This is a genomic window from Cryobacterium sp. Y11, from assembly GCF_002929535.1.
Lineage (GTDB): Bacteria > Actinomycetota > Actinomycetes > Actinomycetales > Microbacteriaceae > Cryobacterium.
Genome location: NZ_PJJO01000056.1, coordinates 213596 through 226728 on the forward strand (window position 1 = coordinate 213596; position 13133 = coordinate 226728).

Consider the following 13133-nt stretch of genomic DNA (forward strand, 5'->3'; position numbering starts at 1 on the left):
CGATCAGATGCCCCCGTAACATGTGTGAAACATAAGCGTCACGGATAAGTAACTCAGCGCCACTAACCTCAGTAAAGCCGATGTGTCCGATTCGGCCGTATCCACGCCCTCGTCGTCTGGAGTTAAACCGCATGTTCCGCGATTCGTCCGAAGTGCTCAAATTCATCAAGGATACGGACGTCAAGTTTCTTGACATCCGTTTCACCGATCTTCCCGGCGTGCAGCAGCACTTCAACATCCCGGCATCCACTGTCGATGAGGAGTTCTTCACCGTCGGTCAGATGTTCGATGGTTCCTCGATTCGCGGTTTCGCGTCCATCCACGAATCGGACATGCAGCTCATCCCCGACGTGTCGACGGCCTACATCGACGCCTTCCGCACCGAGCGCACCCTCATCATGCTGTTCGACATCTACAACCCGCGTAACGGCGAGATTTACTCCAAGGACCCGCGTCAGGTAGCGAAAAAGGCCGAAAAGTACCTCGCATCCACCGGCATCGGCGACACGGCGTCCTTCGGCTCCGAAGCCGAGTTCTACATCTTCGACGACGTGCGCTACGAAGTGAACCAGCACACGAGCTATTATTCCGTCGACTCTGGCGAAGGCGCCTGGAACTCCGGCCGGAAGGAAGAAGGCGGAAACCTCGCCAACAAGACTCCGTTCAAGGGCGGATACTTTCCAGTCAGCCCGGTCGACCAGCACGCCGACATGCGCGACGACATCTGCCTCAAGCTGATCGACGCCGGATTCATCCTGGAACGCAGCCACCACGAGGTCGGCACCGGCGGCCAGGGCGAAATCAACTACAGGTTCGACACCATGGTGCACGCGGCCGACGACCTGCTGAAGTTCAAGTACATCGTCAAGAACACCGCGCACGACTGGGGCAAGACCGCCACCTTCATGCCCAAGCCACTATTCGGTGACAACGGCTCCGGGATGCACACCCACCAGTCGCTCTGGGCCGACGGCAAGCCGTTGTTCTACGACGAGGCCGGCTACGGCGGACTGTCCGACGTGGCCCGTTGGTACATCGGCGGGCTGCTCAAGCACGCCCCGGCCGTTCTCGCCTTCACCAACCCCACGGTCAACTCCTACCACCGCCTCGTTCCCGGCTTTGAAGCCCCGGTCAACCTGGTCTACTCGGCCGGAAACCGTTCGGCCGCGATCCGCATTCCGATCACCGGTACCAACCCGAAGGCCAAGCGCATCGAGTTCCGCGCTCCCGATGCGTCTGGTAACCCCTACCTCGCGTTCGCCGCGCAGCTGATGGCTGGCCTCGACGGAATCAAGAACCGGATTGAACCGCACGAGCCCGTCGACAAGGACCTCTACGAGCTGCCGCCCGAAGAAGCCAAGAATATCCCGCAGGTTCCTGCCTCGCTCGAGGAAGCACTGCAGGCCCTCGAAGCCGACCATGATTTCCTGCTGGCCGGAAACGTGTTCACGCCGGAACTGATCGAAACCTGGATCGAATACAAGCGCGAAAACGAGATCAAGCCGCTCGCCCAGCGCCCGCACCCGTTTGAGTTCGAACTGTACTACGGCGTTTAAGCCCTACGTGTGCAAAAGGACCGCATCCTCGGATGCGGTCCTTTTCGTTGCATGGTGCCTGGAGTGGCGGCCGGTTTAGCCGACCGTAGGGCCCGGCCGCTCAATGGGGCCGTAGAACAAGCGCTCAAACACCGCGCGGGCCCGCCGGGTTACCGAGAGGTAGTCATCCTCGAGCTGGTTGCCAGACCCCGGCGGATATTCCATGACCCGTGCTATGCCCTCGAGGGCTGCTCGATCGGTCGGAAGCACGTTGGAGGTGTGATTGGTCCACAGCGTGATGGCCGACCGGGCGCGGGACGCGAAGAGCCAGGCGGCGCGCAGCACCGCGGCATCCGCTGCCGATAGCAAACCCGCTGCAACCGCCTCCGCCAGCGCGTGCAGCGTCGATGTCGTGCGCAACGCCGGAATAGCTGCGCCGTGCTGCAGCTGAAGCAATTGTACGAGCCATTCGACGTCGCTGAGCGACCCACGGCCCAGCTTGAGGTGCCGGTTCGGGTCGGCGCCTTGGGGCAGGCGCTCGTTCTCCACCCTGGCCTTAATGCGGCGCACTTCGCGAACGGCTTGCTCGTTGATTGCGCTCGGATACCGCACTTCATCAGCGACGGCCGCAAAATCGCGCAGTAGCGCTGCGTCACCGGCGACTCCGCGTCCGCGCAGTAGCGCCTGAGCTTCCCAGGTCAGCGACCAGCGGCGGTAATAGGCCTGGTAGGACTCCAACGACCGCACCACGGCGCCGTTGCTACCCTCTGGACGCAATCCAATGTCCAGATCCAACGGCAGGCGAGCGTCGTCGGTCAGGCGGTTCAGTTCCCGCACGATGAACCGGGCCCGTTCGTTGGCGGCTTCACCGGTGACGGTGCCGGGGCGAAACACGTACATAACATCGGCATCGGAGCCGAAACCAAGCTCTGCGCCGCCGAACCGGCCCATGCCAATCACCGCGAACTCGATTCCATCCGGTGAAACGGATGCCCCAGCCTCGCTCTGATCGACGAGTTCTCCCCCACGAATGGCGGCGATCACACCCTGAATGTAGGTCGCATTCACGTCGGTGAGGCCCTGGCCGAGCTGGTCGAGCCTGATCTGACCGAGGAGCGAGGCGAAGGCCAGCCGGAGCATTTCGCGGCGCCGGGCGGCGCGCAAAATTGTGGCGGCAGCATCCGGACTTTCGTGCCGGCCGAGCACAGCCCTAGCCTCGTCCTGCAACGCCTTGAGCGGCCGCGGTTGCAGGTCGTTCTCGTCTTCGAGCCAGGCCACAGCTTCGGGAATCTTCTCGAGCAGTTCGCCGATATACCGGCTGCCGGATAGCACGCGAGTGAGTCGTTCAGCGGCGCCAGACGAGTCCCGGAGCATGCGCAGAAACCAGTAAGTAGAGCCCAGGTTGTCGCTGAGTCGCCGAAAGGCAAGAAACCCATAGTCGGGATCCGCGCCCTGCGAGAACCATTGCAAAAGCACAGGCAGCAGGTGACGCTGGATCGCGGCCCGGCGCGACACTCCGCCCGACAGGGCACTGATGTGCGCGAGCGCACCCGTGGTGTTGCGAAAGCCGATGGCGGCTAGACGCGCCTCAGCCTGGGCGCTGGTCAGGTTCAGCCCCTCGGCGGACAGCGACGCCACGGCCGACAGCAGGGGGCGATAGAACAACCGTTCGTGCAAGCCGCGCACGCGTTGTTTGGTCTCTGACCAGCGGATGGTCAGCCCGGCGGCACTCGTCGCCAAGCCGGTGGCACGAGCCAGTACCCGCAGGTTCGCCTCATCGCGAGGAACCAGGTGGGTGCGCCGCAGCTTCTGCAGCTGCAACCGATGCTCCATCAGGCGCAGCATGCGGTAGTCCTGGGCGAATTCGGTCGCCTCGGCACGTCCGACGTAACCCTCCGTCGCCAAGGCCGTCAGTGCTGGCAGGGTACCGGCCTGGCGTACCTCTGGATCGGTCTGGCCGTGCACGAGTTGCAGCAGCTGCACGGTGAACTCAATATCGCGCAGGCCTCCGGGGCCGAGTTTGAGCTGCACATCCACCTCATCATCGGGGATGTTATCGGTGACCCGTTCTCGCATCCGCTGCACGGATTCGACGAAATTTTCCCGGCTCGCGCTGCTCCATACCTTGGGGGTAACGGCATCGATATAGCGGGTGCCGAGCTCACTGTCCCCGGCGAGGGTGCGGGCCTTCAGCAGGGCCTGAAATTCCCAGCTCTTGGCCCAGCGATCGTAGTAGGCCAGGTGCGATTCGATCGACCGTACCAAGGCGCCGCTCTTGCCCTCCGGGCGCAGGTTGGGGTCCACCTCCCAGAGCTCGGGCTCGACGCCCGACTCGTTCAGGCCGCGCATGATCAGCACGGCCAGCCGGGTGGCGATTTCGACGGCGCGGGAGCTGTCGAGCCCGGCCGAGTCGTCGCCGTCGGCGACGAAGATCACGTCGACATCACTGACGTAGTTGAGTTCACCGGCGCCGGCTTTGCCCATGCCGATGATGGCCAGTTTGGTGGCCCGTACCTGCTCGGTTGGAAAGACGCCGCGGCCGACGGTGTCACCGCTTGACATGGTGCGGGCAACGGTGAGGGCTGCTTCGAGCGCCGCCGTTGCGAGGTCGGACAGTGTGCGCGCAATGCCGTCAAGTCCGGAGACCGGATCGGTTTGTTCGAGGTCGAAGGCTGCGAGCTGGGCCAGCCGCCGGCGGTAGCGAACCCGCAGGGCGACCCAGGCGGCATCGTCGACCAGCTGGGAGAATCCATCGCACGCGCCAACGGCATCCAGCAGATCGGCGACGAGCTCGGGGGCGTCCGGTAAGACGACCAGAGGAGCCGTCAAAACGGACAACTCCTCCGGATGCCGGAGAAAGAATTCGGCGAGCCCACTGGAGGCGCCAAGAACCGTGAGCAGGCGTGCGGTCGCCGCCGGTGAGCCGAGCAGGTGGAACAGCTCAGCTGAGTCCTGCCGAAGCAGCTCCACCAAAGCGAGGAGCGCTGCATCCGGACTCGCCGCCCCGGTCAGCAGCGGCAGCAGAGTGCGGGTATCGGTGACCCAATCGTTCGGCGACGACCGACTGTGCTGGCTATTCTTCCCGAGCTCGGCGACCTCGTCGAGCCGGCCGCGCACCTCGGCGAGGTCGACGAATCCAACCCGCACGAGCTCGGTCAGGGTTAACTGCGTGCGCTCCATCGCGTGTGGTTCCTTCGGTTGTCGACCTAACTCAACGAGTTAGAGCATCTCCAGATTCTTTCTCAGCTCGAACGGGGTGACCTGCGACCGGTAGTCGCGCCACTCTTGTCGTTTGTTGAGCAACACATAGTTGAAGACCTGCTCGCCGAGCGTCTCCGCTACGAGTTCGGACTCCTCCATGTATTGAATGGCGTGGTCAAGGCTGGCCGGAAGCGCCGTGTAACCCAAGGCACGGCGCTCGGAATCGCTCAGGCTCCAGACGTTGTCTTCGGCTTCTGGCGGCAACTCGTAGCCCTCTTCGATGCCCTTGAGGCCCGCTGCGAGCATCAGTGAGTAGGCCAGGTACGGGTTTGCTGCTGAGTCAATCGCCCGGTACTCGACTCGAGCGCTCTGCCCCTTGTTGGGCTTGTACAGCGGCACTCGCACGAGTGCTGAGCGATTGTTGTGGCCCCAGCAGACGAAGCTCGGTGCTTCGTCGCCGCCCCACAGCCGTTTGTAGGAGTTAACAAACTGGTTGGTTACCGCGGTGATCTCCGGGGCGTGTTTGAGCAGTCCGGCGATGAACTGACGACCGATTTTGGATAGCTGGTATTGAGCGCCGGCTTCGAAGAACGCGTTGGAGTCACCCTCAAACAGGGACAGGTGGGTGTGCATCCCCGAACCAGGGTGCTCAGACATGGGCTTGGGCATGAAAGTCGCGTAAACGCCCTGCTCAATGGCCACTTCTTTAACCACCGTGCGGAAGGTCATAATGTTGTCCGCCGTGGTCAGCGCATCGGCGTACCGCAGGTCGATTTCGTTCTGACCTGGCCCGGCTTCGTGGTGGCTGAACTCTACCGAGATGCCGAGGTCTTCGAGCATGCGCACGGAGCGGCGTCGAAAGTCGTGCGCTGTGCCGCCGGGAACGTTGTCGAAGTAGCCGGCCGAGTCGACCGGAGTCGGCCCGTTCTTGCCGAACTTCGACGACTTGAGCAGGTAGAACTCGACCTCTGGGTGGGTATAGAAGGTGAAGCCGCGGTCAGCCGCCTTCGCGAGGGTGCGCTTGAGCACGTTGCGCGGGTCAGCCACGGCCGGCTGCCCGTCGGGCGTCGTAATGTCGCAGAACATGCGGGCGGTCGGATCGACCTCACCGCGCCAGGGCAAAATCTGAAAAGTGGTGGGGTCGGGGTGAGCCAGGACATCCGCTTCGAAGGATCGGGTCAGGCCTTCGATGGCCGAACCGTCAAACCCCAGGCCCTCATTGAAGGCACCCTCCACCTCGGCGGGCGCAATCGCAACCGATTTCAGGGTACCGACGACGTCGGTGAACCAGAGACGCACGAACTTGATTCCTCGCTCCTCGATGGTCCGAAGAACGAAGTCGCGCTGCTTGTCCATTCACGCTCTTTCTCATTGCTCCAACAGGTACTGTCTAGGCTACTGGCTCCAATCAGGTTTCCTTGCCTGACTACACTTGTGGCATGCCAGAGTTGACAGCGCCAGAGCCCACGGTCCCTCCCGCCGACGTGTCGGTTCAGCATTCATCCAGACAGGCACCAGCTGGCCCCAAGCGGGTGCGCACCAGACATTTTCAGAACGCCAAACTGCAGGGCATCCCGATTACGGGTCTGACCAGCTACGACATGCTCACGGCACAGATTTTCGATGCGGCCGGTATCGATTTTCTCCTGGTGGGCGATTCCGCCGGAAATAACGTCTACGGCTACGAGACCACCCTGCCCGTCACCGTTGACGAGCTCATTCCGCTGACCCGTGCCGTGGCCCGAGCCGTCACCCGCGCACTCGTCGTCGCGGACATGCCCTTTGGCTCGTATGAGAGCGGACCGGATCAGGCCCTTGCCACGGCCGTGCGATTCATGAAAGAGGCTCAGGCGCACGCCGTCAAGTTGGAAGGTGGCCAGCGCAGCCACAAACAGATTCGTCGAATCGTGTCGGCCGGTATTCCGGTGATGGGGCATATCGGCTTCACCCCGCAGAGCGAGCACGGACTCGGCGGCCACATCATTCAGGGCCGCGGTGACGCCGCCGAGGCCCTGATCGCCGACGCCCTGGCTGTGCAGGAGGCCGGTGCCTTTGCCGTTGTGCTCGAAATGGTGCCGGCTTCGGTCGCTGCCCTCGTGACCGCACAACTGTCGATCCCCACTATCGGGGTCGGTGCCGGACCGTCCGTTGACGGTCAGTTGCTGGTCTGGACCGATTTCGCCGGAATGACGAGCGGTCGGGTGCCCAAGTTTGTGCGCCAATACGCCGACATGAGATCGGTACTGACGGAGGCCGTGCAACGGTTCACCGCCGATGTCGCCTCCGGCGCCTACCCGGCTCCAGAGCACAGCTACGAGTAGCGGGCCGTTCAGTCCATGCTCTAGCGAGCGTCTCGTGCGTCGTCCTCTGACCACATAGCGCTGTTCGCGCGCAGCTTCTCGAGGGCGTGTGTTGCTTCGTCACGGGTAGTGAAGGGGCCGACCCGATCGAGCGACGACGACTGCAGGCCGTGCTCCACTTCACCGGTGCGCATGTTGTACCAGAATGCGTGTTCTTTATCCTCGGCCATAAGCTTGATCCTATGCCTAAGGATTCAATCGGTCACCTCGTCCCCGGAACGGTCTCAGCGACGCGTTCCGTTCCCTCTCATATCGTTCGCCCCGAGTACGTGGGCAAGAAGGGGCCAGCAGAATACACCGGCTCTAATATTTATTCACCGGACAAGATCGCGCTCATTCGTGAGTCCGGTCGTATCGCTGCCCAGGCCATTGCCGCCGTCGGCGCGGCGATCGTGCCCGGTGTGACCACCGAGGAGCTCGATCGGATCGGGCACGACTTCATGGTGGCGCACGATGCCTACCCGTCGACGCTCGGCTACCGCGGCTACCCGAAATCGCTGTGCAGCTCGGTAAACGAGGTCATTTGCCACGGAATCCCCGACAACACGGTGCTGGACAACGGTGACATCGTGAACATCGACATCACCGCATTTAAGAACGGCGTGCACGGCGATAGCAACGTCACATTCGTCGTCGGCGAAGCGAGCGCGGAGGTCACCCTGCTGGTCGAGCGCACGCGGGAGGCCCTCGCCCGCGGCATCAAGGCCGTCGCACCCGGCCGGGAGGTCAACGTCATTGGTCGCACGATCGAGTCGTATGCCAAGCGGTTTAACTATGGCGTGATACGCGACTACACCGGGCACGGCGTCGGTGAGGCCTTTCATTCCGGACTCATCATTCCACACTACGACGCCCCGCAGTACGACACCGTGATGGAGGTCGGCATGGTCTTCACGATCGAACCGATGCTCACCCTCGGCACGAGCGACTGGGACATCTGGGATGACGACTGGACGGTTCTGACCCGCGACCGCAGCATGACGGCGCAGTTCGAACACACCCTCGTGGTGACCGAACGTGGCGCCGAAATTCTGACCCTGCCCTGACCTCGCTCTCGACCAGATAGGTTCAGTACATGACTGCAACGACGGCAATCGGCATTGACATCGGTGGTACCGGCATCAAGGGGGCTGTGGTCGATCTGTCGACCGGTGAACTGCTCTCGGACCGGGTGAAGCTGCCCACTCCCAAGGGTGGTCGACCGCAAGACATCGTCGAGACAACGCGCACCCTGCTCGCCACCGTCTCTGCTGGCGTCGGCGATCTACCGGTTGGCGTCTGTTTTCCCGCCGTCGTGAAGAACGGCCACACCATGTCCGCGGCAAACGTGTCGTCGAAATGGATCGGTCTGCCGGCCGAGGCGTTATTTGAAAAGGGCTTAGGCCTTCCCATTCATTTCGTCAATGACGCGGATGCCGCCGGTTACGCCGAAGCGCAGTTCGGGGCGGCGAAGGACGTCGCCGGCGTCGTGCTGCTGACGACCCTCGGCACTGGCATCGGTTCGGCGCTGCTCAATGATGGCGTGCTGGTTCCCAACACGGAACTCGGACACCTGCAAATCGATGGTCACGATTATGAGACTCGGGCGGCATACTCGGCCAAGGAACGCGAGAACCTGACCTGGGACAAATGGGCGGTACGCCTGCAGAAGTACTACACGACCCTTGAGCTATTGTTCTCCCCCGACCTGTTTATCGTGGGCGGCGGGGTGTCCAAACACTACGAGGACTTTCTGCCGCTGCTGCGCCTAAAAACCAGAATCATTCCGGCCGTGCACCGCAACAACGCCGGAATCCTCGGTGCGGCAGCCCTCGCCGCCCGATTCCCCGGCTAGTTCTGGCGTGCTCACCGGAGGGCCTCGCGCTTGGGCGGAAAAAAGTGCGCTGGCCGCGAGTTATCGGCGGCGGAGGACGGCAGTCAGCAGCGCATCCACTTCGCCGAGATGGTCGTGCCGTTTTGAAGAAATCGCTCGAGATCCGCGGCGGCATCTGCCGCTTCCTCGGCTGCACCAGCCAAGCGCGCCACAGCGAGGTAGGCCACACCCATGACTGGGCCAGCACACCGTTCTAACCGCCACCGAAGCGTCGGTGGAACCCGTTGCAGCAAAGCGGACCTCAACTCACGGAGCGAAGGACTCGGTTGCAGTCAGCCGTACCAGTGTCAGCGGTGGCCACCGGGCTCTGAGCGTGTTATCTATTCTGTTGCGAAAGCTGACCCCTCCGACAGTCCCGGTGACGGGACCTTAGGGCGCGCCTCGAAGGCCTGTGATGGCGTGCATCACTGCCTGTCAGCTTGGTAGGGTGACGCACGTGCGATGGTTTTCGGGCGAGGCGGGTGGTACACGCGTTGTGCTGCCTTCTCCGGGGCTACCCCGGGGCACGAAGGTCATCTGTGAACGAGCGCCGCAGGCGCGTCTCTGCGCTCCGCGCAGCACGGCGCCTGCACGAAGGGACGAGTCGCCCGAAAGCCATCGCACGCTTGCCGCTAGTTTTGGGGCAACTCGATGACGGCCGGGCAGAGGACGGGAGCAACCCGAGCCGCGCTCGTACTCGCTCGGAGGCCACATCCGTCTTCGGAAGGAGTCGCGACTGCATTGGCATTAGCCTTCCTGGCGGCGGATGACTGGTCAGCGACCAGACTCTCAGCGGCGGGCAGTCTTGTGCTCGGAGCGCGTCGCCGCTGGCTGGGGCCGCTTGTGCGCGACGTACTGGCGGCTTACCGGGAGCCGCCGCACGACGCTTCGCGCGAACTCACCACGGTCATTAGCGGGTCGGACGCCTTTCGGGCCGCCGTGGATCGGGCCGATGCACGGGGAGCACCGCTGCAAGTGACGCATCATCTTGTTGCACAGAGCAGAGGGAGGGAGGCTCCGGCTCCTGCACCCCTCCTTGACACCGTGTCCGGCCTCGCCCGGTTGCTCGACCTGTCGGTTGGTGACCTCGATTGGTTCGCCGATACAAAGCACTGGAATCGGCGGGCACCAGCGGGAGCGCTTCAGCACTATCGCTACGAGTGGCGACTCCGCCCGGGACGCACGCCGCGGCTACTGGAGATTCCTGGCTCTCGACTTCGAGCCACACAGCGGAAGCTATTGGTCGGCGTCCTCGGATTCATCCCGACCCACGATGCGGCGCACGGGTTCGTACCCGGCCGCAGCGCTGTAACAGGCGCCTCACGCCACACCGGCAAGAACGTCGTGATCTCCGCCGACCTCACGTCCTTCTTCGCGAGAGTAAGCGGCGCCCGCGTCTACGGGACACTGCGCCGGGCGGGGATACCCGAGACCGTTGCCTACACGATCACCGGGCTGTGCACCACGGCCGCTCCCCCGCGTGTCATCGCCGCCATGCCCCCGGGTGGAAATCTCGACGAACGGTTCGCGCTGCGCAAGGCGCTAGCCGCCACTCATCTACCTCAAGGCGCACCATCTTCGCCCATGCTCGCAAATCTCGCCATCCGTCGTCTCGACGCTCGATTGGAAGGCTGGTCGTCCGCCGCGGGCGCCGTATACACACGGTACGCCGACGACCTTGCTTTTAGCGGCGGCGGGGCGCTCGCCCGGCGAGCCGATGCCTTCGTCCGCGGCGTGGACCGTATTGTCACGTCCGAGGGCCACACGCTGAACTCACACAAGACCCGGGTGCGCGGAGCGAGCCTAAAACAGACCGTGACCGGCGTTGTCGTGAACAAGCATACGAATATGTCTCGCCGGGACATCGACGAGTTGAAGGCGATCCTGCACAATTGCGTCGTAAACGGTCCTGATTCACAGAACCAGGGTGCACATCCGGATTTTCGCTCCCACCTGTTAGGGCGTCTCTCCTGGCTCGAGGCCGTGAACCCGGCGCGAGGCCAGAAACTTCGCGTCGAATTCGGGCGCATTCATTGGTGAGGGAATGGGCCGGCTAGTACGCCGGGTTCTGTTCAGGTGTTTGCACACCGTCGACGGCCATCTATCTCGTGACTACGTTGCCGCAGCCCTCTAGCGGTCTACCCGAAAGCTCGGCGAGCCGCCTCAACGCTTTCTGTCTGACCTTGCTCCGGACGAGGTTTACCAAGCCGACCAGGTCACCCTGGCCTCTGGTGGTCTCTTACACCACCGTTTCACCCTTACCACCGACGCCGTTCCCGAAGGCGCGACGCAAGTGGCGGTCTACTTTCTGTGGCACTGTCTCGCGGGTTACCCCGGGTGGGTGTTACCCACCATCCTGCTCTGTGGAGCCCGGACGTTCCTCGGCATCCGCTTGATCCGAAGATCTCACGAATGACGCGACCGTCTTGCCGACCCATTCCGAGATTCAAGCTTACCGGGCGGGCAGGTCGACGCCGAACCGGCGCTAGATGCCGGACTCTTCGGTGCGTACCAGCACTGCGCCACAGTCGGGGCAGAAGATGACCTCGTCTTCGGGCGCCTGACGCACGTCGGCGAGGTCGCTTCCGGTCAACGTCATCGTGCATCCGCTGCACGTACGCGCGCGCAGCAGAGCAGCGGCGTTGCCATGGCCGCTGATACGCAGACGCTCATACAGGGCAGCGAGGTCGTCGGAGATGGTGGCCGCAATCGTGGCGCGATCCCGGGTCAGCTCGCCGAGCTGACGGGTGAGGTCAACCAGCACCTCATCGCGTGCCGACTCGGTCGCGGCGACCCGCACGGCAATGGCGTCGCGTTCCTGCTCCACCACGGCAACGGCAGCTTCGTGCTCCTCCTGGCGCTCCAAAACGGCAATCTCAATCTCCTCGAGATCGAACAGGCGCTTCTTGAGCGAGGCGACCTCGGAGTCGAGGGCCTGAATATCTTTGATCGACGAGGTCTGCTGCAGGCGATCGGTGTCGCGAGCAATGCGTTTCTCGACGACCTCGACGTCGCTCTCAATGCGTCCCAATTCGGTGCGCACGTCGTCGAGCTCGCCCGACCGGCCGAGCAGCTTCATGCGGCTGGCCTCAGCCTCCCGGTTGAGAGCGGCCAATTCAGTGTGCTCGACGAGCGACTTTGACTGATGACTGAGCTGAAGAACCTTGATGTCGAGGGCCTGAAGCCGCAGAAGTTCTTTCTGCTGGAGTGGTGATGCCTTCACGATGTCCTGACCTAACGCTGGAATTGAATTGTATTGACGAAAAAAGAAAAATTGACGACTAGCGCACGATGGCAAAATCCCACGGGTCGGTGTTCAGTTCGCTCACCGTGACCGACACCCCCGGCAGGGCCTTGCGCAGCTGTTCGGCGGCCGGTTCGAGCCAGAGCCATTCGCTGGCCCAGTGGGCGACGTCCACGAGGGCCGGGCCGCCACCGCACAGCGCCTGCTCGCGCGCTTCCTGCGCGGGGTGGTGGCGCAGGTCGGAGGTGATGTAGACGTCGGCCGAGCGCACCAACGGATGCCGCAACAGGGAATCCCCAGCGCCACCGCACAGCGCGACCGTGCTGATCACAGCGCAATAGTCCCCGGCAACCCGAACTCCCGACGCCGTGGCTGGCAGCAGTGCCAGCATGGTGTGGGCGAGGTGTCCGAGCGTCGTCGGCGCGGCTAGGCGACCGACTCGTCCGACGCCGGTGCCCGGAGCAGCGTTGCTGGTGATGGGCTGCGTGTCGATCAGTCCGAGTCGGGTGGCGATGACGTCGGACACGCCCTCTGCAACGACGTCGGCGTTGGTGTGCGCGGCGAGCAGGGCACAGTTTGCGCGAATCAGCCGACTGAGCAGGGCACCCTTGTAACCATCTTCCGCCACGGTCGTGACACCGCGCAGCAGCAATGGATGGTGCGTCACGAGCAGATCGGTGCCAGCCTCGATGGCCTCATCGACGGTGTCGGCTACGGCATCGACGGCCAAGTGGATGCTTCGAATCGGCCGGGCAGGATCTCCGCTGACAAGCCCCGGCGCATCCCATGCTTCGGCACCGTCCAGCGGCCACAGGGTGTGGGCGACGCGAGTAACGTCGGCGAGCGAGTATGACACCCGTTCAGCCTACCGGGAGACCGGGCGCCCGGCGGCGAACTCGCGCTGGCACGACGTAACCCGATATGCCGTGCCAGCGTGAAAG

Annotated in this window: 10 protein-coding genes and 1 other RNA gene; 5 read left to right on the forward strand and 6 right to left on the reverse strand. The window is 63.4% G+C overall.

Annotated elements, in window-relative coordinates; genetic code table 11:
- Nucleotides 1-131 precede the first annotated feature (131 nt).
- Nucleotides 132-1556, forward strand: coding sequence for a type I glutamate--ammonia ligase (glnA, locus tag CXY75_RS10320; protein WP_104082726.1), 1425 nt, complete (start codon nucleotides 132-134; stop codon nucleotides 1554-1556).
- A 75-nt stretch (nucleotides 1557-1631) separates the two neighbouring features.
- Here the strand turns inward: glnA and CXY75_RS10325 are convergent, their stop codons facing one another.
- Both CXY75_RS10325 and CXY75_RS10330 read right to left on the reverse strand, forming a co-directional pair.
- Nucleotides 1632-4715, reverse strand: coding sequence for a bifunctional [glutamine synthetase] adenylyltransferase/[glutamine synthetase]-adenylyl-L-tyrosine phosphorylase (locus tag CXY75_RS10325; RefSeq protein WP_104082727.1), 3084 nt, complete (start codon nucleotides 4713-4715; stop codon nucleotides 1632-1634).
- A 39-nt stretch (nucleotides 4716-4754) separates the two neighbouring features.
- Nucleotides 4755-6092 (reverse strand): glutamine synthetase family protein, encoded by a 1338-nt coding sequence (locus CXY75_RS10330; protein ID WP_104082728.1) that lies wholly within the window; start codon nucleotides 6090-6092, stop codon nucleotides 4755-4757.
- An 83-nt stretch (nucleotides 6093-6175) separates the two neighbouring features.
- On the opposite strand from CXY75_RS10330, the gene panB reads away from it, so the two are divergent.
- The gene (gene panB / locus CXY75_RS10335) at nucleotides 6176-7057 is read left to right on the forward strand and encodes a 3-methyl-2-oxobutanoate hydroxymethyltransferase (RefSeq protein ID WP_104082729.1); all 882 of its coding nucleotides are present in this window, start codon (nucleotides 6176-6178) and stop codon (nucleotides 7055-7057) included.
- Between the two features lie 20 nt (nucleotides 7058-7077).
- Here panB and CXY75_RS10340 read toward each other — a convergent pair whose 3' ends face one another.
- On the reverse strand, nucleotides 7078-7266 hold the full coding sequence (locus CXY75_RS10340; protein ID WP_104082730.1) for an SPOR domain-containing protein: 189 nt from the start codon (nucleotides 7264-7266) through the stop codon (nucleotides 7078-7080).
- Between the two features lie 12 nt (nucleotides 7267-7278).
- On the opposite strand from CXY75_RS10340, the gene map reads away from it, so the two are divergent.
- The 3 genes from map to CXY75_RS10355 all read left to right on the forward strand — a co-directional run bounded on the left by map (nucleotide 7279) and on the right by CXY75_RS10355 (nucleotide 10988).
- Nucleotides 7279-8142 (forward strand): type I methionyl aminopeptidase, encoded by an 864-nt coding sequence (gene map / locus CXY75_RS10345; protein ID WP_104082731.1) that lies wholly within the window; start codon nucleotides 7279-7281, stop codon nucleotides 8140-8142.
- 29 nt (nucleotides 8143-8171) lie between these two features.
- On the forward strand, nucleotides 8172-8930 hold the full coding sequence (gene ppgK, locus CXY75_RS10350) for a polyphosphate--glucose phosphotransferase (RefSeq protein WP_104082732.1): 759 nt from the start codon (nucleotides 8172-8174) through the stop codon (nucleotides 8928-8930).
- 759 nt (nucleotides 8931-9689) lie between these two features.
- The gene (locus tag CXY75_RS10355) at nucleotides 9690-10988 is read left to right on the forward strand and encodes a reverse transcriptase family protein (protein WP_158251179.1); all 1299 of its coding nucleotides are present in this window, start codon (nucleotides 9690-9692) and stop codon (nucleotides 10986-10988) included.
- A gap of 1 nt (nucleotide 10989) precedes the next feature.
- On the opposite strand, the gene rnpB is transcribed toward CXY75_RS10355, so the two are convergent.
- The 3 genes from rnpB to CXY75_RS10370 form a co-directional block, all read right to left on the reverse strand.
- Nucleotides 10990-11385: RNase P RNA component class A (gene rnpB / locus CXY75_RS10360), an RNA gene on the reverse strand.
- Between the two features lie 48 nt (nucleotides 11386-11433).
- A complete protein-coding gene (locus CXY75_RS10365) occupies nucleotides 11434-12171 on the reverse strand; it encodes a zinc ribbon domain-containing protein (protein WP_104082734.1) in 738 nt (245 codons plus the stop codon).
- Nucleotides 12172-12229: 58 nt separating this feature from the next.
- Nucleotides 12230-13048 (reverse strand): Nif3-like dinuclear metal center hexameric protein, encoded by an 819-nt coding sequence (locus CXY75_RS10370; RefSeq protein WP_104082735.1) that lies wholly within the window; start codon nucleotides 13046-13048, stop codon nucleotides 12230-12232.
- Nucleotides 13049-13133: the final 85 nt, after the last annotated feature.

What these genes read in the sequence shown, in the direction of transcription:
- glnA (WP_104082726.1), top strand. Translation starts at nt 132, where the DNA reads ATGTTCCGCGATTCGTCCGAAGTGCTCAAATTCATCAAGGATACGGAC.
- CXY75_RS10325 (WP_104082727.1), bottom strand. Translation starts at nt 4,715, where the DNA reads ATGGAGCGCACGCAGTTAACCCTGACCGAGCTCGTGCGGGTTGGATTC.
- CXY75_RS10330 (WP_104082728.1), bottom strand. Translation starts at nt 6,092, where the DNA reads ATGGACAAGCAGCGCGACTTCGTTCTTCGGACCATCGAGGAGCGAGGA.
- panB (WP_104082729.1), top strand. Translation starts at nt 6,176, where the DNA reads ATGCCAGAGTTGACAGCGCCAGAGCCCACGGTCCCTCCCGCCGACGTG.
- CXY75_RS10340 (WP_104082730.1), bottom strand. Translation starts at nt 7,266, where the DNA reads ATGGCCGAGGATAAAGAACACGCATTCTGGTACAACATGCGCACCGGT.
- map (WP_104082731.1), top strand. Translation starts at nt 7,279, where the DNA reads ATGCCTAAGGATTCAATCGGTCACCTCGTCCCCGGAACGGTCTCAGCG.
- ppgK (WP_104082732.1), top strand. Translation starts at nt 8,172, where the DNA reads ATGACTGCAACGACGGCAATCGGCATTGACATCGGTGGTACCGGCATC.